This window comes from Candidatus Paceibacterota bacterium (assembly GCA_028716825.1).
Classification (GTDB): domain Bacteria; phylum Patescibacteriota; class Minisyncoccia; order Minisyncoccales.
The window spans coordinates 20,584-40,172 of sequence record JAQUPA010000001.1 but is presented as its reverse complement, the minus strand read 5'-3'; the positions used below and the strand labels follow the sequence as shown (position 1 = coordinate 40,172).

The following is a 19,589-nucleotide window of genomic DNA, read 5'->3' as shown; positions in this document are numbered from 1 at the left end:
TATAAAAAAAATCGCCTTTTTGAAAGGCGTTTTCTTCTTTGAGCTCATTATCTTGGCGACGACCTACTTTCTCGCAAAAGCAATATCATCGGCCTTGGACGACTTAACTTCTCTGTTCGGGATGGAAAGAGGTATTGCCCGCCCAGTATTATCACCAAGATAATGAGCTCAAAATTTACCTTGTTAAATGGAGCTGAAGCATTTTCTCGCTTCGCTCGAAATGGAGCTGAAGCATTTTCTCGCTTCGCTCGAAATAAGAACTTCTTTGGTGCGAGGTTTAATGGTTTATTAGTACTGCTCGGCTTAATTTCTTACGAAACTTACACCTACAGCCTATCAAGCCCGTCGTCTTCGGGCAACCTAAGAGTCCTAATCTTGAAGTGGGCTTCGAACTTAGATGCTTTCAGCTCTTATCCCTTCCCAACATAGCTACCCAGCAATGCTCTTGGCAGAACAACTGGTACACCAGAGGTTGGTTCATTCCGGTCCTCTCGTACTAGGAATGACTCTCCTCAAGACTCTACGCCTACGGCAGATAGAGACCGACCTGTCTCACGACGGTCTGAACCCAGCTCGCGTAACGCTTTAATTGGCGAACAGCCAAACCCTTGGGACCTTCTCCAGCCCCAGGATGCGCTGAGCCGACATCGAGGTGCCGAACAGGGCCGTCAATATGGACTTTCAGGCCCTACCAGCCTGTTATCCCCGGGGTAGCTTTTATCTGATAATCTTCCTCTTTTCTATAAAAAGAGGTCGGTTCATTAAGTTCCAGTTTCCTGACTGCGCGGCTTTTCCGCCTTGCAGTAAAGCCGGCTTTTGCCTTTATACAATCACTCCGATTTCCATCCGGAGCTAGCCGACCTTAATAAACGCCTCCGTTACTTTTTAGGAGGTAAGCGCCCCACTTAAACTACCCAGCACTCACTGTCCTACAACAAAGTTGAAGTTAGAATTATATCCTCGAAAGATGGGTATTTCACTGACGGCTCCGTTCTGGCCGAAACCAGAACATCAAAGCCTCCCCACTATACTACGCATCCAAGAATAAAAGCCAATGAGAACCTATAGTAAAGCTCCCGGGGTCTTCTCGTCTTGCCGCAGGTAATCGGCATCTTCACCGATACTGCATTTTCACCGGGCTCCTCATTGAGACAGCTCTCTGGTCGTTATGCCATTCATGCGGGTCGGAACTTACCCGACAAGGGATTACGCTACCTTAGGACGGTCAGAGTTACCGCCGACGTTCACTAGGGCTTCACTTAGTTAGCTGTCTAACAAAGTTAAAAAACCGCCAAGCTTAACCTTCTAGCACTGGTCAGGCATCAGCCCCTATACTTCCTGTTACCAGTTATGCAGGGACTTGTGTTTTTGATAAACAGTCGCCAGAGAAACTTTCGCTGCGGCCTCCGCAAGCGGAGGCAGATCTTATTGCAAACTTACGATCGCTTTTTTGCCGAGTTCCTTAATGAGGATTCACCCGTTCGCCTTGGTGTTCTTACACCTGTCCACCTGTGTCGGTTTGTGGTACGGATCCTTTATTAATTAACCCTACGAGACTTTTCTCGGGAACGAGCTCACTCGAATTCCCCGATATAAAATCGGGATTTTCTCAAGCCTTGAAGTTGCTTTACGGATTTACCAATAAAACCTTCTTAGCTAAAGAACGGAAATCCAATAATCCGCTCGAGCTACTTCGATCCGTTATCCCTTCGGAATTAATAAAGAAGGGTCGGAATATTGACCGACTTCCCATCCCCCAAGACCTTTCGGTCAGAAGGTTAGGACCGCCTAACCCTTGGCTGACATACATTGCCAAGGAAACCTTGGACTTTCGGCGTCCCGGAATCTTACCGGGATTGCGGTTACTCATACCAACATTCTCTCTCCCCTCCGCTCCACCCTGACTCGCGTCATGAGCTTCACTGCAAAGGAGATGCTCCCCTACCACTCATAAAACGTAAACGTTTTATGAATCCGCATCTTCGGTATCTTGTTTTAGTCCCGCTAAATTTTCGGCGCCTCTCCGCTAGAACAGTGAGTTGTTACACACTCTTTAAAGGATTGCTACCTCTGAGCAAACCTCCTGCCTGTCTGAGTAGAGAAACTTCCTTTTTAACACTTAACAAGAATTTAGGGACCTTAGATTGCGGTCTGGGCTGTTTCCCTTTTGACCATGGAGCTTAGCCCCCACAGTCTAACTTTCTTTTCAACTAAACGGTATTTGGAGTTTGGTTGGATAAGCCAGTCCGAAGACCGAGCAGATCCATCCAGTGCTCTACCCCCGATTAGTTTACGAAAAGAAGCCAACCCTAAAGCTGTTTCGGGGAGAACCAGCTATTCCCAGGCTCGATTAGCTTTTCACTCCTTACCACAGGTCATCCAATGGAATTGCACGACCAACTGGTTCGGGCCTCCCCACTGACTTTCGTCAGGGTTCACCCTGCCCATGGCAAGCTCGCCTGGCTTCGGGTCCTATGTTTACGATATTTTTTCGCCTATTTAAGACTTGGTTTCCCTTTGCCTACACTCCATAGAGCTTAAGCTACCGCAAAAATAGACTCGTTGGTTCGTTCTACAAAAAGCACGACGTCACCCCGCGAACGGGGCTCCGTCTCTTTGTAAGCTTGTGGTTTCAGGTTCTTTTTCACCGCCCTCATCGGGCTACTTTTCACCTTCCCCTCACGGTACTGGTTCGCTATCGGTATTGAGAAGTATTTAGCCTTTCCCGATAGTTCGGGATGGTTCCTCCGAGGCTATCATTTCTCGGAGTACTCAAGAAAAGCATCAAGAAGTGTAAACCATTTTTGCCTACAGGACTATCACCTTCTACGGCAATCCTTTCCAGGAACTTTCGGCTAATAGTTTACTTTGTAAACTTCCTCAGAAATTTTTCTCTCAAAAGAGAGAAAAATTCCCGACGATACTTCCTTACAACACCGAGCATATAACAAGTTATGCACTCGGTTTGGGCTAATCCCTTTTCGCTCGCCGCTACTAAGGGAATGCTCTCCAAAAACTTCGAAAATTTTTGGAGCTTTTTTTCTTTTCCTCTGGGTACTGAGATGTTTCACTTCCCCAGGTTTGCTCTCTGACTTACGTCAGAGTGGTTCGGTTTATCACCGAATCGGGTTTCCCCATTTGGAAATCCCCGGATCAAAGGTTGCTAACCACCTCACCGAGGCTTTTCGCAGGCACGCCACGTCCTTCATCGCCTTCTCAATCCAAGGCATCCACCACAAGCACTTAAGTAACCTCGCACCAAAGAAATTCTTATCTTACCCTATTGAATAGCGACTTTGTCGCTCCCGCTTTGCGGGATTTAATAGGGTAAATTCAATTTTTAAAGTTCTTTCCTGTCAATCTTCTCAATTAAAAAACGCCGCAGAAGCGGCGCCTTCAACCAAAAAACTTGGTCTTCTAGCCGCTTCTTTTAAAAACTAACTTTATTCTCATATTCTTTTGCATTTTTTCTACTTTTCTATTTTATTATTTTTAAAACTAATTGTCAAGCCTTCTTTTTTTATTTCCCCTTATATCTTTTCTGAGCCTCTTCAATCATCTTTTCGGCCCCTTCTTTTGACTTAAAATCTTTCAATTTAACCCATTTTTCTGGTTCTAAATTTTTATAATTTTCAAAGAATTCTTTAATTTCTTTCTTTGTATGCTCTGGGACATCTTCGATCTTCCTTGTTGTGATTCTTGGGTCGATTTTCTCTTTTGGCACTGCAATAATTTTTGTATCAATACCTGCCTCATCCTCCATTTCTAAATAACCTATAACTTCTGACTCGACAATACACCCTGGAAAAGTAGGAAAACTAGAAATCAAAACAACATCTAAAGGATCCCCATCTTCCCCTAAAGTTTCTTTAATTGAACCATATTCAAATGGAAAATACATCGCAGAATAAAGAGTTCTATCTAACTTTATTGCTCCAAGCTCTTCATCATATTCATATTTTTGCCTTGAACCTTTTGGAATTTCTACGAGAACTTTTATTTCCATGTTTTTCGCATTCAAATGCGTAGTTATTTTTTATTTTCTTTAGTTTTTTCTTCTTTTTTGGCCTTTTTATTTTTTGCTGAATTTTTGGTTGTTTTTTTATCTTCTTTTTCTACATTTTTCTTTGCCTTTTTCTCTTCTTCGTCTCTTTTTTCTTCTTTTTCTTCTTTTTCTTCTTCCTCGCCCTTTTCAATAGTTTTCACATCTATCTTCCAACCAGTAAGATCGCTTGCAAGCCTCACGTTTTGACCGTCTCTGCCAATAGCCAAAGATATTTGATCCTCTGGAACTCTTACCTCTGCCTTATTTCCTTTTACTTTTACGCTAATAATTTTTGCTGGAGATAAAGCATTTTCAATAAACTTTTCAGGTCTCTCATCCCAAGGAATAATATCAATTTTTTCCCTCCCAAGCTCCTGCATGACAGCGTTAACTCTCGTGCCGCGCTGACCAACGCAGCTTCCAACTGGATCAACGCCTTCCTCACTTGCAGCAACTGCAATTTTAGAACGAGAACCCGCTTCTCTTGCAACGGCCTTAATTTCAACTATATCAGAAGTAATTTCAGGCACTTCAATTTTAAAAAGTTTTGATAAGAATTTAGGGTGCGATCGTGAAATCGCAATTTCAGGGCCCCTTGGGGTTTCTTTGACAGCGATACAATAAAAACGCATTCTTGCTCCAACTTTATAAAACTCTCCCGGAATTTGTTCTTCTCTGGGCAAAAAAGCGATAGTCTTTCCGACGTCAACAAAAACCTGATCTCCTTCTTTTCTTTGTATTATACCAGAAATAACTTCATCTTTTTTCTGATCAAACTCAGAGTATATCGCTTCCCTTTCCGCTTCTCTAATCCGCTGCAAAAGCACTTGCTTTGCTGTCTGTGCTGCAATTCTGCCAAATCTTTCTGGTTTTTTTAAAGGAAATTCTATTTCGTCCCCCGGCTTTACATCTTTTTTTGTCTTTACGGCTTCTTCTATTTTGATATGACGAAATTCATTGAACTTAACCTTCCTCTCTCCTTCCCCTTCTTCAAAATCTTGCTCTCTTTCTTCGTTTTCTTCTGTTTTTTCTTCTTCCTCTTCTTCAACCTCATCTTCATCTAAAATCATATCATCATCAACTACTTTCTTTACTAAACAAAAATTCACCTTTCCGCTGTCCTTATCAAACTTAGCATGATATTTTTCCTCTTTCTTGCCATACTCTTTTTTATAGGCAGCAGCAAGGGCAGTCTCTATAACTTCAATTACTTTGTCTTTGGCAATGCCTTTTTCTTCTGCTATTTGCATTATCGCAAGCGACAATGTTTTTAAATCTATTTCTTCCATATTTTTAATAATATTAATTTTATTGCATCCGGCAAGACTTTTATCCCGTCAAATTTATGCCCCGTGAGCGACTCGAACGCTCAACCTTATCCTTAAGAGGGATCTGCTCTACCAATTGAGCTAACGGGGCAATTTAAACTGACTCCTATCCCCCGCCTGCCATCACCTACGGATCAGGACGTTGGCGGGCAGGTGCCAGTTGAGCTATCCCGAATTCGTTAAAATTTTAATTTTATTAAGAACTCGAGGATTCACGATTTTCTAAACCATAAATTTAAAGAAAATCGGGATGGATACAATCCTTGGTTAAAAAAACAGACAATAAATATTGTCTGTATCTTGTTTATATAAAATTTAATTATTTTTTTCAAGGGTCAAATACTCAAATCAAAATATTACCATCCTGGTTTAATAAAAAAGATTCGTTAAAAAATTAAATTCGCTAAAAACAATCTAAATCTTGAAGAGTTTAAATGGCTTAAGGATTACATTGGATTTTATGCCAAGGACCCATGTTTTGAAATATATTCTCACTGCCAGTAGCAAACGTTATGACCGAATTTACAATAATCCAAGACATAATAACTATCAGAAAACCAATTATCGCTCCTGTAATGGTCTTTCTTGCTTTTGTCACCCATTCAGGATTCCCATGTGCTGTAACAAACATAATTCCCCCAACAATAAGCATTATTGCAAGCACAACAGCAGCAATTCCAGTTAAGAATACAATTACGCTTCTTATCATTACAAAGAGATGACAAAGACCACAGCTAGGCTCACCATCTCCACCACAAGGCACCAAGCCAGCTGCCTGAATAATAAATGGAGAAATAATAAAAATAAATATTAAAAGAAATAATTTATAATTTTTTTTCATATTTTTAATTTTTATGCGCCCGGCAGGATTTGTCCCGAAAATCTCTGAAGTAGAGCGAAGTTAGATTTTCGCGATCCCGTTTGTCTGTAAATAAATCTATTTGGGGAAATTTCGAGATAACGGGATCCTCGAAATTGTAATTACTCCCTTCACTCGCAGACAATTTCGGGAAACCCGCATCCTTTAATCTATTTTTAGCTATCTCGTGCCCTCTGAGGGATTCGAACCCCCAACTCGACGTCCGAAGCGTCGCGTGTTATCCATTATACCAAGAGGGCAAAAATAAACAACAACGCAAAATTCTACCATCACTGATAAAATTTTAAATAAAATTAAAAAAATAGTCAAAGATTGTTTCACGTGAAACAATACTATCAAATGTTTCACGTGAAACATTTGAAAATTAAACATCAAAAAGATAGAATAAAATAAGCGCAATTCATTATTCGTTATTCAAAATTCACAATTATGGAAATCCCAAAAGAAGTAAAATTAGTAATAAAAAACCTAAAGAAAGCTAATTTTGAAGCTTATATTGTAGGTGGCTGTGTTAGAGACGTTTTAAGGAAAGCTATCCCAAAAGACTGGGACGTTGCAACAAACGCAAACCCAAAAGAAATTCAAAAGGTGTTTCCAGACAGCTTTTATAAAAATAAATTCGGAACAGTTACCGTAAAAATTCCTACAAATAAAAAAGACATTTTTGAGGTTGAAATTACGACTTATAGAAACGAGGAAAAATATACCGACAAAAGACACCCAGATAAAGTAAATTGGGCAAAAACAATAGAAGAAGACCTTGCAAGACGTGATTTTACGGTAAATGCAATCGCGCTCAAGCTAACAGATGGCAAGAAAAAAGAAATAACAATTACTGATCCTTTTTTAGGGCGGAAAGACCTTAAAAACAAAATTATAAAAGCAGTGGGGGAGCCAAAAAAAAGATTTTCAGAAGACGCATTAAGGTTATTGCGCGCCGTAAGGTTTGCAACAACCCTTGGTGTTGATTGGAAAATAGAACAAAAAACCTTAAGCGCTATTAAAAAGAACGCCCCATGGTTACAAGCAATATCAAAAGAAAGAATAAAAGAAGAATTTGAAAAAATTATAATGTCTGAATATGCTTATGATGGCCTTATGCTCCTACATAAAACAAATCTTTTAAAATATATTATTCCTGAGCTTGAAAAAGGTTTTGGAGTTTCCCAGAACCGCCATCACATATATACAATTTTCCAGCACGCACTTTTATCTCTAAAGTATGCTGTAAAATACAATTACAATTTAAATGTAAGGCTGGCAGCTCTTTTCCATGATATTGCAAAGCCCCAGACAAAAAGCGGGGAGGGGCCGGATGCAACTTTTTATAACCATGATATTGTTGGAGCAAAAATTGCAATGGGAATTTTAGAAAGACTAAGGTTCCCCAAAAAAACCGTAGAAAAGGTAGGCACTTTAATAAGAAATCATATGTTTTTTTACGACCCCGAGGTTGTGACAGAATCCTCCGTAAGAAGACTACTCAAAAAAGTAGGCAAGGAAAACATGGAAGAACTTGTACAGTTAAGAATTACTGATAGAAAAGGCTCTGGCGTTCCAAAAGCAAGGCCATATAGGTTGCGTCATTTTGAATATATGGTATCCAAGGTCTCACGAGACCCAATTTCTGTTCAAATGTTAAAAATAAACGGAAATGAAATAATGAAAATTCTTAAAACAAAATCAGGACCAAGAGTAGGATTGGTTTTAAATGCCCTTTTGTCCGAAGTGCTTGACGATCCAAAGAAAAATAAAAAAGAATTCTTAAAAAAACGAACAAAAGAATTAGCAAAACTTAATGAAAAAGAACTAAAAGCTAAAGAAAAAAGAGTGAAAGAGAAAAAAATTGAAGTTGATCAAGAAGACAAAAATAAATTTTGGATTAAATAACTTATGCTGAATATAGGAGAACTAAAACCTGGTGTAATTTTTATTTTAGGAAAGCAACCGTTTGAAGTAATTGAGGCAAAACACTTACACCTTGGAAGGGGTGGAGCGATCTTACAAACAAAAATTAAAAATTTAAAAACAGGAGCCTTTCTTAAAAGAAATTTTAAGCCCGGGGATAACTTTGAAGAAGCGGATGTTTCACGTGAAACATTTAAATATATTTATAACCATAGAGGACAATATTTCTTCTCTAATCCTAAAAATCCTTCAAAGCGATTTTTTCTTCCGGAAGAGAAAATAGGGGATAAAAAAAGATTTTTAAAGCCAAATATAATGGTTGAAACAATTGAATTTAATAATGAGGTCCTTGATATAACACTACCAATAAAAATAAACCTGGAAGTCAAAGAAGCTCCATCTTCTTTTAAGGGAGATACAGCCCAGGGAGGTACAAAACCAGTAATTCTCGAAACTGGCGCTGAGATAAAAACGCCGTTTTTCATAAAAAAAGGGGACATTGTGGTTGTAAATACCCAAAAGGGGGAATACGTTGAGCGCGCCAAATAAACTAATGGCATAAAACTAATAACAAATAGCACAACAAGTAATGAGTTTAAAAAAAAAGATTAAAGAAACTCTTGAAAAAAATAATTTAAAGCCGAAAAAATATTTTGGACAGAATTTTTTAATTGAAAAAGGAATATTAAATCAAGTTATAGAGACTGCAGATCTTAAAAAAGAAGATTTTATTCTTGAAGTAGGGTCAGGACTTGGAACCCTTACAAAAGAATTGGCAAAAAGGGTAAAAAAAGTAATCGCCTTTGAAAAAGATAAAGAATTGGCTCGAATTTTAAATCAAGAATTTGATATAAAAAATATTAAAAACGTAAAAATAATACCGGAGGATATTCTCAAATCTAAAATAGAAAATTTTGGAACAAAATATAAAGTAGTAGCAAATTTGCCCTATTATATTACTTCTCCTGTAATTAGAAAATTCTTAGAAATGGAAAATCCTCCTTTTTTAATGGTATTTATGGTCCAAAAAGAGGTTGCAAAAAGAATATGTCAAAAACCGCCAAATATGTCTCTTCTTTCTGTGGCAGTTCAGATTTATGCAACGCCCAAGATAGTAAAAATAGTTAAAAAAGATAGTTTTTGGCCAAAACCAAAAGTTGATAGCGCTATTTTGAAAATAAGCCCTCTAATTAAAGCTAAAAATGAAATAATGAATGCTAATCAATTCTTTAAAATTGTAAAAGCAGGGTTTTCTTCGCCCCGAAAACAGCTTAAAAATAATTTCCAGAAAGTTTTAAGTAAAAAAGAAATGTTTCACGTGAAACATTGTCTTGATCTTTCAAGAAGGGCCCAAAGTTTGTCGATAGACGAATGGACTAAAATTTACAAAACCCTTGCAAAAAAGAAATAAAACGAATAAAATAAGAAAATAATTTCCTTTTTTTATGGAGGAGCCTCTGAAACAAAAAATAAAAAATCTCTATTATCGTTCTTGGTCTTTTTGCAAGAATCCTAAAAACAAAAAAGTAGTATTTATTTCGCTCTTTTTAATTTTAATAGGCCTAATAATTCCTTTCCGTTTTGCGTTTGCTCTTTTCGGTGCTGACCAATTTATCCCAAAATCTATACTTCTTTTGTTATTCCTGCTTGTCGTAGGACCAATTGCTCTTATGGCTTTCTTTATATCCTCTTTAGCAGGAATTTTTATTAAAGCACTTACAGATACTCTAATATGGTCAGCAACAAATAAAATCGGGGGATTCTCTCTCACAAAAGCAGATAATCCTTTCATTAAAGCTGGACTAGACGTTACTATGCCCCTGGCAAACATGATCTTCATTTTGGCTTTTGTTACTATTGCAATTGCTACAATTTTAGGAATTGAGGCTTATGGCATTAAAAAATTACTCCCGGTATTAATTATTATGGCTTTACTTGTCAACTTTGCGCCTGTTTTTGTAGGGCTTATTGTAGATGCTGGAAATATTATTGTTTATTATTTTGTCCGGGGCATTGGCTTTGAAAAATTAGTAGACGCAGATAACGATTATATAAGCTTATTTATTTCCACTGCTTCAGCAGGATTTAGTGGTGTAATGCCAGCAGCAACGTTTTCTCAGTATTTAACTTGGGCAGTACTTGGAAAAGCTCAATGCGAGGAGAGATACGGCTCATGCGGAGAACTTTCTGGTCCTCGTGGAAACTTAGGAGGTGAGTGGTCAGATTTCGAAGCATGCATAAAAGATAAAGCTCCAAACGCAGAAGAAACTGGTTGGGCAATTCTCGAAAGTTTGAGTGAAAAATATAGCGAAGACGAGGCAAATAAAATATTAGCTGAATGTGCAGGGGCAAGTAATCAACCTAATCCGGGAATCTTAGCACCAACAATTTATCTTATAGGAGCAGCTGTTGCAATGGTAATGGCAATAGGGACTTTAATGACAATGACAGCTCTCTTTTTAGTAAGAAACCTTGCAATTTGGCTACTTGTAATTTTAGCGCCGCTTGCATTTGCCGCTTACATTCTTCCTGCAACAAGGGACTATTTTAAAAAATGGTGGCAATATGTTATCCAGTGGTCCTTTATCGGAGTTGCTGCTTCTTTCTTTTTATACCTTGCAACTCAAATGTTAGAAGTTTCAAGTTCAATAGATATGGCTTCGATCGTGGGAGACGAACTTCTTGGAAATATTATTGCTTTATTGGTCACGGTAGGTTTTCCTGTTATCGTAATGGTAATTGGCCTTTTTGCAGCAGTAAAAAGTGGCGGCACGGTTGGTGCTAAAGTTATCGGTGGAGTCAAAAAACTTGGCAAATTAACAGCTGTAGGCACAGGAGCTGCTATTGGATATACTGCCTTGAAAGGAGCCGAAAAAGGGAAAGGCGTTTTTGGCAAACCAGGAACAAGTTTATATAATTGGGCGAGCAAGCTCGAGGATAGTAAATGGACGCCTATAAAACCAGGGGCACTTACTGGACATCGCCCTGAAGAAGTAGAAAAACATCACAAAAAATGGCAGCCAAGGTACGCAAACCTTGATGAAAAGAGACTTGGGGCAGCAGCAACAGAACTTGCCGGAAAAGAAATAGGAGGATATTCAACAATTGGCAAAAGAAGAGAAGCAAGAGCTTGGGCAATCCTTGAAGCCGCCCAAAAGCAAGGCATAGACATTGATCAAGGAGCCTGGGGTAAATTAAAAGGAAAGCTAGAGAAAAATCCGAAATATAAAAAGTTACTAGAAAAAACCGAGATAGCAAACCCTCATATTGTTTCAACAAACCCATCACGAGGATTAAACAGAAGAGAAAATCTTGATTTACTATTTAGCAAAATGACGCGCCACGAAAAAACTAGTGCATCCAAAAAGAGTTACTGGGATGATAGTTTAAATAATGGCGCAGGCGGCATAAAAGATAGGCTTGTTGTAGAAGCCACAATAAGGTCCTCTGATATAAAAGATTTAAGCACAATACTTTCAAGCCCAGAAAAAGGAAAAGCTATTCATGCTCGATTAACAGAAGGAGCACCAGACCGAGCAGCTGACCCAACAGGATATATAACCACGGTTAAAGCAAATATACAAAACATTGTTCAAAATCCTTCCCAGGCAAATGAATTAATTGAAAAACTTGGCGGACCAAGAGCAAAAGGAGGAACAGGACGACCAAATGCGCAACTAATAAGAAAGTCTGGTATCGACCTTACGTCATAGCAGCCCATAAACTTTTAATTTTTTACCAAAATACTCATTAAAAATATGGATGATGAAAATCAATTGCCAGAGAACATAGAAAATGCTCTTAAAGATAGAAAAAATTTTGAGAAAGTTTGCGACATAGCAAGACGGTTCCAAATTAAGGGCGAAGGCGACGAAGGCATAGATAAGCTCGATACAATATTTGAAAAAGTTCTAAATGGAAGTTTGTCGCAAAATAAAGTGGCAGGAGAAATTAAAAAAGAATTTGGTTTTAGCGAGGAGTTAAGCCGAGATATTGCAAAAGAAATGGAAACGCAGATTTTCTCAAACTACAAAGAGGGTCTTGATATGCTTTATCCAAAAACAGAAGGGGAACCCACAATACCAGGGGAAGACACAATTGACACAATCATTGGAAAAGCCGAAGAGAGAGCAAAAACAGAATTCCCGTCATTAAAGATATCTACCGAAGAAAAAACTTCCCAAATAGAAAATACACCGGAGGTTAAAAAAGAAAAAAAAATACAAGTAAGGAAAAAAACTGATCGAGATGAAATTAACGAGATTTTAAAAGGACTTTCGGAAGAACTAGAATCAGCAAAAACAGAGGGAGAAACGCTTGGTAAAAAAATCAAAAAAGAATAAATGCAATATTACGTTCCCCAATTTATAGAATCAGAATCAAAAATTATAGGACCTCTTTCTCTGAGACAATTTTTCTTAATGGCTGGTCCATTAATTTTTGTTATAGTTTTATATTTGATTTTTAAAAATATTTTTATTTCTTTCCTTTTGGGTATTCTGCTTATCGGAGGAGGAGCAGCCTTTGCCCTGTTTAAATATCAAGGGCAAGATTTAGTTTCAATATTCTCATACGGTATTTCTTATTTTTTAAACCCAAAAGAATATATTTGGTTTAAAAAAGGCCAAGAAATGGTATCCTTAAAAGAGGTTGAAAAAGTTATAGAAAAAAAAGAAGAAACCGTACCCCAAAGAAGGGCAGAAGAAAGTAAATTAAAGAAAATGGCTTGGATGTTAGAAGCGAAAAAGAACGAAACAGAAGAAGAATTTCGGCCCGAGAACAATATTATTAAAAATAAAGAATAATTTTAAATATTATGATTGGAGCAAAAGCAACAACCCAGGACTTTGTGACAATAAAAAAAATAAAAGAAGATGTCGTCATCTTAAAACAAGGCGGCTGGAGAAATATTTTAATGGCCTCATCCATTAATTTTGACTTAATGTCTGACGAAGAAAAAGAAGCTGTTATTTATCAATTTCAGAGCTTCCTAAATTCTCTTGATTTTGAAATTCAAATACTTATTCAATCAAGAAAATTAAACTTAAAACCCTACTTAAAACAATTGGAAGAAGTTGAAGCAAAACAAGAAAATGAGCTTTTAAAAATCCAAGCAAATGAATATCGTGAATTTATAAGATCGCTCTCTTCAATGGCAAATTTAATATCAAAAAATTTCTATATTGTTGTGCCTTTTTACCCGCCAGTAAAAGAAATGTCAGACAAAGAATTTAAAAGATGGAAAAGTCAAATTAACTTAAGGTCTCAATATGTAATAAATGGTCTTCGTGGGACAGGCGTAAGCGCTCTCTTGCTCGGAAGCGATGAAATTGTAGAACTACTTTGGGGTTTTTATAATCCCGACAAAACCGACAAAGAAACAATGCCAATTTTCCCGAAAATAGACTAATATTTTTATGTTCCCAACAAAAAAACAAGAAGAAGAAAATCCAGAGACAAAAAAAGAACTTCAAGTAGAAAAAGAAGAACGGCTTATCAATATTTACGACATTATAGCGCCATCAGCTGTTGGGGTTTTCCAAAATTATATAAAAATAGGGGAAAAAATCGCAAAAACTTTTTTTGTTTTAACATTCCCTCAAACAGTTGCCACGGGCTGGCTTTCCCCAATCATAAATTTGGACGAAATAATTGATATTTCAATTTTTGTCTATCCCGTATCAACAGAAAAGATTATAAGACAACTACAGAAAAAACTTACAGAAGTTGAAGCACTAATTATGGAAAGAGAAGAGAAGGGATTAATTAGAGACCCAGGGCTACAAGCTGCTCAACAAAACATTGAAGAACTGAGGGACAAATTGACAAGGGCTGAAGAAAAAATGTTTAAAGTTGGAGTATATTTTTCAATATATGCGGACAAGAAAAGCCAGCTTGAAAAAATAGAAAAAAGTATAACTCAAATTTTTGAATCAAGTCTTATTTACACAAAATCTGCTGTTTTCCGCCAAAAAGAGGGTTTTTATTCTGTCTCGCCCCTTTCAATGGACCAGTTAAACACAAATACCTCAATGAACACCTCGCCTCTATCTACCGTTTTTCCTTTTGTTTCGTTTGAGCTCACTTCAGACAGAGGCATACTTTATGGGATAAACCGTCATAATAATTCTCTTATTATCTTTGACAGATTTTCTCTCGAAAATGCAAATATGGTAACTTTTGCAAAAAGCGGTAGCGGAAAAAGCTATTTCCAAAAATTAGAAATCTTCCGCTCTTTAATTCAAGATATCGATGTTATCGTAATTGACCCTGAAAACGAATATAAATACCTTGCAGAAACAGTAGGAGGATCTTATTTTAATATTTCTTTGAGCTCAAGCCACCACATAAATCCTTTTGATCTGCCTCCTGCTGTTGAGGGAGAACCAAAAGAAGGAACTTTCCGTTCAAATATAATAAACCTTGTGGGACTCTTGCGTTTAATGCTCGGAGGCCTAACTCCAGAGGAAGATGCAATTATAGACCAAGCAATAAATCTTACTTATTCTGCAAGAGATATTACTGCTGATTCTGACTTTTATAATCAAACTCCTCCGCTTTTATCTGACTTGCAAAAAGTCCTTGAAGGAATGGAGGGAGGGGAGTCTATCGCAAAACGTCTTGAAAAATACACTACAGGCGCTTACTCTGGATTTTTAAACCGGCACACAAGCGTAGAATTAGAAGGAAGTAAAATGGTAGTCTTTTCAATAAGAGACCTTGAGGAAGAATTAAGACCAGTCGCAATGTATTTAATTTTGCACTATATATGGAACATCATAAGATCAGAACTCAAAAAAAGATATCTTATTGTGGATGAAGCTTGGGTTATGATGAAACACGAAGAAGCTGCTTCTTTCCTTTTTGGAATAGCAAAGCGTGCAAGAAAATATTATCTTGGTGTTTCAACAATCACCCAAGACGTTAATGATTTTATGATATCTGAATATGGAAAATCAATTATCTCGAACTCTTCTCTCCAAATGCTCTTAAAACAATCACCAGCGACCATAGACACGGTAAGTCAAACTTTTAATTTAACAAAAGAAGAAAGATATTTACTTTTGCAGGCAAGAGTTGGCGAAGGACTCTTTTTCGCAGGCGCAAAACATGCCGCCATAAAAGTAGTTGCCTCTTTTGGAGAAGACCAAATTATCACTACAAATCCAGAACAAATTTTGGCGATAAGAAAAGCCAAAGAGGAGTTAGAAGAAGGGATCGAAGGGGTTGAAAGGAAAACAGAAAATAAATAAAGCTTGATTTCTTTTATGGAACAAGAAGAAAATAAAGTAAGTTCTCTGAGCCCGATTTTTCTTATAATGTTAACTTTCGCAATAATCTGCGACCTTGCAGATATTTTTGCGAATCTTTTTGAGCTAATTGTAAGCGCATCAATACCCTTCGTAAGCGTTTTTATAGATCTTATTGCTGCAATAGTTATTGGAACTTGGTTAAAACGTCATGGGGCTACACCAACAAAAGGACCTGCTAGTGTTAAAAAATCTGCAGAGAAGGTAAAAGACGAGGGACAAAGGGTAAGCGGCGTCTTAGGAAAATCAAAAGCCTACTTAAAACAAATAATAGTTTCTTTCATCTTAGAACAAATACCTTTTATAGGAGGTCTCCTGCCAATGTGGACAATAAACGTAATCTCTGTTCTTAAAGAAAGAAGAACACTTTATTTGGTAATCGCAGCCACTATGATTATGGCTCCTCTGTTTATAATGGGCTTTGGAGAAATGATGAAGCCAGAAGTCTGTGCTACTCCAAACGGGGCAACTACTGACTTAAGCGGAAACGGATTCCCAGTTAAAAATCCATCTCAAGAAGCAATTAACAGAATAAACTCTCCTCCCTGCTATACTCCAGGCAGTTCTCAAAATTCGGGAGCCAGCTGCCCAGATGGAGGCATGTTCGGAGCACAAAGAAGTGGCGGCAGAAGGCATGCGGGCTTAGATATAACCGTGCCCCGAGGCACTTGTCCAAGATCAATAATTACAAACCCCTCCTCTGCCCCCGAAGCTTGTAGGGTTTATGCCATAAAAGAAGGAAAAGTCGTCTTGATAATAAAAAATTTTTTTGCAGGGACTGACAGTGTGATGATTAACCACGGAGACTATGTTGCGCACTATACAGAAATCACTCCGTTAGTTAGTATGGGGCAAGAAATACAATCAGGCCAACACATTGGAAATATAATAGCAAACACCTCTGGAGGAAGTGCGATGTGCCATTTTGAGCTTTATACAGCTGGAACAACCAATTCTACACAATGGTATGGAAATGACGTCCAAAAACCCACCCAACTTTTAGAACCTCATACCTTCTTAAGATCGCTTTTAAATAAATGATGAGAAAAACAAAAATTAAGTTATTAACTTTTTTTGTTACTATGCTAACAATCCTAATTTTTATTAAGGCTTCTGCTCAAGATTATTGCGGAGACGCAAATTGTGTTGAAACAGTAATAGCGGGTGCAGAAATAAGTTCTGATATTAAAGCAAAAATCGAACAAAATAAACCAATATATCAAGAAGCTGCAAAACAAGTAGGAATTCCTTGGCAAATGTTAGCAGCGGTTCATTTTAGAGAAGGAGGCTGCAGTCCTGAAAAATCTCCAGTCTCTGGTGAAAAATTAGGAACTAAAAACCCCGACAATGGCACTGTATACACCACGTTAGAAGAAGCAACCTTAGCAGCTGCTAATTTTCTTAAAAACAAAGCAAAATCAGTATATAAAATGGAGTTGAATGAAAACCCCAACGATGATGCTATTGGATATGCATTTTTAGCTTACAATAGAGGATACATGTACAGAGATGGGCTAGATAAAAACGGGAATTCTTGCCCCGGACAACCAAAAAATACTCCGTACGACAAATCTCCTTATGTGGTAAACCTTTTAGATGGACAACACCAAAATATGACTTGGAACGGCTGCATAGACAGTGGGATGACTCACGCTGATTCAAATATTGGCGCAATGACAATTTATAAATTATTAAAAAATGACGATTGTGTGTCAGGAGAAAGCGTTGATAAAGCTGCTCTAGATGCTAGTCTAAAAGAAATGTTAAGCTCTGGTGCGTACGGAGGAAATGGTAACGCCGTAAATAAATATTTAGAAACTTTTGAGGTTACGGTTTGGAATGGCACTTCAGAAGTAAAAAGAAAAATAACAGCACATAAATTGGTTGTTGGTAGTTTAAAATCAATTTTCTCAGAACTTACCAAGATGAAATACCCTATCGTTACCCTCGGTTGTTTCAGAGAAGCACAAGGCGCTAGTTCCGGCAACTCATCTTCGATATCAGCTCATCGCTTTGGGATTGCTTGTGATATAAATGAAAATTATAATTTTGGTGATTGTGGTAATGGACCATATAAAGTTACTCCTGAAGTAGCTACGGTTTTTGAAAAACATGGCTGGCCAATTTGGGGGCTCTGTAAGGAACAATGTGGGATGGGAGACTTTAATACCTTCTGCGACGGAATGCATTTTTCTACCCAAGAGCCATCGGTGCCAGGAATAATGAAATAAAAGAATTAAAACATGAGCATATTTAATACACGTAAACAAACAATCTCTTTCTTATTTGCAATTCTTGCATTAATTATAATCATTGCACTTTTCGCTATATTCTTTATAAATCAAGGGGGTATTGGAGAAAAAAAACAAAGCACGGGAGACACAAACGAGAAAACCACAAACCCCGAAGAAAACACAGAATCAGAAGTAAATTATAAAAAAGCAGACAAGCAATTAGAAAATTTTTATAGCAAAAATCCATTAACTAAATACTTACCGTATTATAATGACCATTTTGAAATTAAATATTATCTCAGTGGCAAAAATAAAGCATCATATAAAATAAAACTCCACGCCTATTTAAACGACGCTGACCAATTTGAAAACTATAAAGAAGATTATGCTCAGTATAAAATAGAAGCATTGGAATGGATAAAGTCAAAAGGGGTTGACTATAAAAAATTAGACATAGAGTGGCAACCAGAAGACCCAAAAAACATAAGCATTGAAGAAAATAGCCCTGCTAATGTTTCTAATTGTAAAACATGCAAATAAAAAAGAAGATTTTTATTATCACAGGATTAATTTTAATAATATTAAGTATCTTGTCTTTTTCTTTTTTCTATAAAAAAGAAAAAGCGCCAGAAGGTTTAATTTTTACTCAATCATTTAAAGACGGACTTGATCCATTAAATTCAGAAGAAAAATATATAAATATTTTTAAAAAAGCACAAAATTTAACAGATCTGCCTATAAAATATCCTATAAAACTGCCGAAAGAATATAAACTTTTTAAGGTTAATTTATGGCGAGGAGAAAAAACTCCTGAAAAAATAGAAATTTATTACGATGTTAATAACGAAAGCTTATCAGAAAAAAATACAAAGTTTATAAAGAAAGGAGGAAAATCATATTCAGATCATGGGCTTATTGTTCTTAATAAAGACAAAAAAACTATTTTAATAGAAGGCACAATAATTAAGCCTTATTTTTTAGAAAATAATTTTTATCTACCCAAGAATCAACTAGAGGAAAAAACCCTTATAAATGGTAAAAAGGCGATTTTATTTAAGTATAACCAAATAGATGAGTCTACTAGAGATATAGAATATTCGTACACTATTTATCTTGGCTACGCAAAAAGAGATGAAAAAACTTATTATTATTTAATAAGTTCTAATGCTCCGGAAAATACAATTCTGGAAGCCGCAAATTTTATTATTAAAAACGAAAAAGAAAGATGAAAACAAAATTATTAATTTTTTTAGGAATTTTTACTATTATATTATTTTTTGTGGTGATGTTCTGGTTGCTAGGCGGAACTTCCTTCACAAAAGAAACAAAAACTTCTATATTATACAGCTCTCCCTCAAATAACAGCAACGATGCCCCGATAGATAAAAATGTTTTTATATATTTTAATTCGCAAATAAAAAGCATGAAGGGAATTGTAATAGAAACATCTCCTGTCTTTGAATTTAAAACATCTATTGAAAACAAAACATTAAAAATAGAACCAATAAATTTTCTTGAGGAAAACAAGAATTACAAGATAACTCTAAATACAAAAAACCAAAAAAATCCGCCCCTCAAGGGGCTACCGTTTGTTATTAATTTTAAAACAGGAAAAGAAACAGAAGCTTCCTTAAAACAAGATTCTGCTTTAATGCTTAAAATGGAAAATAAAATCCCTTTTTTTAGCCAATATTTTGACTTAACTTTCTTAGAAGATAAAAACGCTTTTGCAATTATAATTAATTCAAAAGACTGCAAACAGGCCAAAAAAAGAGCCCTTAATTATTTAGAAACAAATAATGTTGACATAAAAAGCACAAAAATTATTTGGTACCAAGGAGATAAAGGCAATGCTTCTTGCGTTCCAACAAAATAGGGGATAAA

At 36.7% G+C, this 19,589-nt stretch carries 17 protein-coding genes, 2 tRNA genes and 2 rRNA genes; 13 read left to right on the top strand and 8 right to left on the bottom strand.

Annotation, left to right across the window (positions count from 1 at the left end):
• Nucleotides 1–50: 50 nt before the first annotated feature.
• The 7 genes from rrf to PHI88_00180 all read right to left on the bottom strand — a co-directional run bounded on the left by rrf (nucleotide 51) and on the right by PHI88_00180 (nucleotide 6,492).
• Nucleotides 51–159 (bottom strand): 5S ribosomal RNA (gene rrf, locus PHI88_00210).
• 108 nt (nucleotides 160–267) lie between these two features.
• Nucleotides 268–3,258: ribosomal RNA gene (locus tag PHI88_00205) — 23S ribosomal RNA — on the bottom strand.
• 262 nt (nucleotides 3,259–3,520) lie between these two features.
• A complete protein-coding gene (locus PHI88_00200) occupies nucleotides 3,521–4,006 on the bottom strand; it encodes an inorganic diphosphatase (protein MDD5551578.1) in 486 nt (161 codons plus the stop codon).
• A gap of 23 nt (nucleotides 4,007–4,029) precedes the next feature.
• Nucleotides 4,030–5,334 carry a transcription termination factor NusA gene (gene nusA / locus PHI88_00195; GenBank protein ID MDD5551577.1) on the bottom strand — a complete coding sequence of 435 codons (1,305 nt, stop codon included), beginning with the start codon at nucleotides 5,332–5,334 and terminating at the stop codon, nucleotides 4,030–4,032.
• 57 nt (nucleotides 5,335–5,391) lie between these two features.
• Nucleotides 5,392–5,464, bottom strand: a tRNA-Lys gene (locus PHI88_00190).
• Nucleotides 5,465–5,812: 348 nt separating this feature from the next.
• Nucleotides 5,813–6,214 (bottom strand): pilin, encoded by a 402-nt coding sequence (locus tag PHI88_00185; GenBank protein ID MDD5551576.1) that lies wholly within the window; start codon nucleotides 6,212–6,214, stop codon nucleotides 5,813–5,815.
• Nucleotides 6,215–6,420: 206 nt separating this feature from the next.
• Nucleotides 6,421–6,492 (bottom strand) — tRNA-Arg (locus PHI88_00180).
• Between the two features lie 190 nt (nucleotides 6,493–6,682).
• Between PHI88_00180 and PHI88_00175 the strand changes: the two genes are divergently transcribed.
• From PHI88_00175 to rsmA, 3 genes are read left to right on the top strand one after another with little or no spacing between them, the layout of a single operon-like run.
• The gene (locus PHI88_00175; GenBank protein ID MDD5551575.1) at nucleotides 6,683–8,143 is read left to right on the top strand and encodes a CCA tRNA nucleotidyltransferase; all 1,461 of its coding nucleotides are present in this window, start codon (nucleotides 6,683–6,685) and stop codon (nucleotides 8,141–8,143) included.
• Between the two features lie 3 nt (nucleotides 8,144–8,146).
• Nucleotides 8,147–8,710, top strand: coding sequence for an elongation factor P (locus PHI88_00170; protein ID MDD5551574.1), 564 nt, complete (start codon nucleotides 8,147–8,149; stop codon nucleotides 8,708–8,710).
• Nucleotides 8,711–8,750: 40 nt separating this feature from the next.
• Entirely contained in the window at nucleotides 8,751–9,572 is an 822-nt protein-coding gene (rsmA, locus tag PHI88_00165; protein ID MDD5551573.1) for a 16S rRNA (adenine(1518)-N(6)/adenine(1519)-N(6))-dimethyltransferase RsmA, read from the top strand.
• Between the two features lie 72 nt (nucleotides 9,573–9,644).
• Here rsmA and PHI88_00160 read toward each other — a convergent pair whose 3' ends face one another.
• Nucleotides 9,645–10,001: a hypothetical protein gene (locus PHI88_00160; protein MDD5551572.1), complete on the bottom strand. Its 357-nt coding sequence runs from the start codon at nucleotides 9,999–10,001 to the stop codon at nucleotides 9,645–9,647.
• Here PHI88_00160 and PHI88_00155 point away from each other — a divergent pair.
• From PHI88_00155 to PHI88_00110, 10 genes are read left to right on the top strand one after another with little or no spacing between them, the layout of a single operon-like run.
• Nucleotides 9,976–11,874 (top strand): type IV secretion system protein, encoded by a 1,899-nt coding sequence (locus tag PHI88_00155; protein MDD5551571.1) that lies wholly within the window; start codon nucleotides 9,976–9,978, stop codon nucleotides 11,872–11,874. The genes PHI88_00160 and PHI88_00155 overlap by 26 nt on opposite strands.
• Before the next feature lie 45 nt (nucleotides 11,875–11,919).
• The gene (locus PHI88_00150; protein MDD5551570.1) at nucleotides 11,920–12,504 is read left to right on the top strand and encodes a hypothetical protein; all 585 of its coding nucleotides are present in this window, start codon (nucleotides 11,920–11,922) and stop codon (nucleotides 12,502–12,504) included.
• The gene (locus PHI88_00145) at nucleotides 12,505–12,966 is read left to right on the top strand and encodes a PrgI family protein (GenBank protein MDD5551569.1); all 462 of its coding nucleotides are present in this window, start codon (nucleotides 12,505–12,507) and stop codon (nucleotides 12,964–12,966) included.
• 11 nt (nucleotides 12,967–12,977) lie between these two features.
• On the top strand, nucleotides 12,978–13,571 hold the full coding sequence (locus PHI88_00140; protein MDD5551568.1) for a hypothetical protein: 594 nt from the start codon (nucleotides 12,978–12,980) through the stop codon (nucleotides 13,569–13,571).
• A 7-nt stretch (nucleotides 13,572–13,578) separates the two neighbouring features.
• On the top strand, nucleotides 13,579–15,414 hold the full coding sequence (locus PHI88_00135) for a DUF87 domain-containing protein (GenBank protein ID MDD5551567.1): 1,836 nt from the start codon (nucleotides 13,579–13,581) through the stop codon (nucleotides 15,412–15,414).
• Between the two features lie 15 nt (nucleotides 15,415–15,429).
• Nucleotides 15,430–16,512: a M23 family metallopeptidase gene (locus PHI88_00130; GenBank protein MDD5551566.1), complete on the top strand. Its 1,083-nt coding sequence runs from the start codon at nucleotides 15,430–15,432 to the stop codon at nucleotides 16,510–16,512.
• On the top strand, nucleotides 16,512–17,702 hold the full coding sequence (locus tag PHI88_00125) for a M15 family metallopeptidase (GenBank protein ID MDD5551565.1): 1,191 nt from the start codon (nucleotides 16,512–16,514) through the stop codon (nucleotides 17,700–17,702). The genes PHI88_00130 and PHI88_00125 overlap by 1 nt, the downstream gene beginning before the upstream one ends.
• A 12-nt stretch (nucleotides 17,703–17,714) precedes the next feature.
• Complete coding sequence (locus tag PHI88_00120) at nucleotides 17,715–18,245, top strand: hypothetical protein (GenBank protein MDD5551564.1); 531 nt, start codon at nucleotides 17,715–17,717, stop codon at nucleotides 18,243–18,245.
• A complete protein-coding gene (locus tag PHI88_00115; protein ID MDD5551563.1) occupies nucleotides 18,236–18,934 on the top strand; it encodes a hypothetical protein in 699 nt (232 codons plus the stop codon). Before PHI88_00120 ends, PHI88_00115 begins: the two co-directional genes overlap by 10 nt.
• Nucleotides 18,931–19,581: an Ig-like domain-containing protein gene (locus PHI88_00110; protein MDD5551562.1), complete on the top strand. Its 651-nt coding sequence runs from the start codon at nucleotides 18,931–18,933 to the stop codon at nucleotides 19,579–19,581. Before PHI88_00115 ends, PHI88_00110 begins: the two co-directional genes overlap by 4 nt.
• Nucleotides 19,582–19,589: the final 8 nt, after the last annotated feature.

Coding starts and splice junctions, on each gene's coding strand:
- PHI88_00155 (MDD5551571.1), top strand. CDS start 9,976: ATGCCCCTGGCAAACATGATCTTCATTTTGGCTTTTGTTACTATTGCA.
- PHI88_00115 (MDD5551563.1), top strand. CDS start 18,236: ATGCAAATAAAAAAGAAGATTTTTATTATCACAGGATTAATTTTAATA.
- PHI88_00120 (MDD5551564.1), top strand. CDS start 17,715: ATGAGCATATTTAATACACGTAAACAAACAATCTCTTTCTTATTTGCA.
- PHI88_00185 (MDD5551576.1), bottom strand. CDS start 6,214: ATGAAAAAAAATTATAAATTATTTCTTTTAATATTTATTTTTATTATT.
- PHI88_00140 (MDD5551568.1), top strand. CDS start 12,978: ATGATTGGAGCAAAAGCAACAACCCAGGACTTTGTGACAATAAAAAAA.
- PHI88_00170 (MDD5551574.1), top strand. CDS start 8,147: ATGCTGAATATAGGAGAACTAAAACCTGGTGTAATTTTTATTTTAGGA.
- PHI88_00175 (MDD5551575.1), top strand. CDS start 6,683: ATGGAAATCCCAAAAGAAGTAAAATTAGTAATAAAAAACCTAAAGAAA.
- rsmA (MDD5551573.1), top strand. CDS start 8,751: ATGAGTTTAAAAAAAAAGATTAAAGAAACTCTTGAAAAAAATAATTTA.
- PHI88_00150 (MDD5551570.1), top strand. CDS start 11,920: ATGGATGATGAAAATCAATTGCCAGAGAACATAGAAAATGCTCTTAAA.
- PHI88_00145 (MDD5551569.1), top strand. CDS start 12,505: ATGCAATATTACGTTCCCCAATTTATAGAATCAGAATCAAAAATTATA.
- PHI88_00130 (MDD5551566.1), top strand. CDS start 15,430: ATGGAACAAGAAGAAAATAAAGTAAGTTCTCTGAGCCCGATTTTTCTT.
- PHI88_00200 (MDD5551578.1), bottom strand. CDS start 4,006: ATGGAAATAAAAGTTCTCGTAGAAATTCCAAAAGGTTCAAGGCAAAAA.
- PHI88_00125 (MDD5551565.1), top strand. CDS start 16,512: ATGAGAAAAACAAAAATTAAGTTATTAACTTTTTTTGTTACTATGCTA.
- PHI88_00110 (MDD5551562.1), top strand. CDS start 18,931: ATGAAAACAAAATTATTAATTTTTTTAGGAATTTTTACTATTATATTA.
- PHI88_00135 (MDD5551567.1), top strand. CDS start 13,579: ATGTTCCCAACAAAAAAACAAGAAGAAGAAAATCCAGAGACAAAAAAA.
- PHI88_00160 (MDD5551572.1), bottom strand. CDS start 10,001: ATGAAGATCATGTTTGCCAGGGGCATAGTAACGTCTAGTCCAGCTTTA.
- nusA (MDD5551577.1), bottom strand. CDS start 5,334: ATGGAAGAAATAGATTTAAAAACATTGTCGCTTGCGATAATGCAAATA.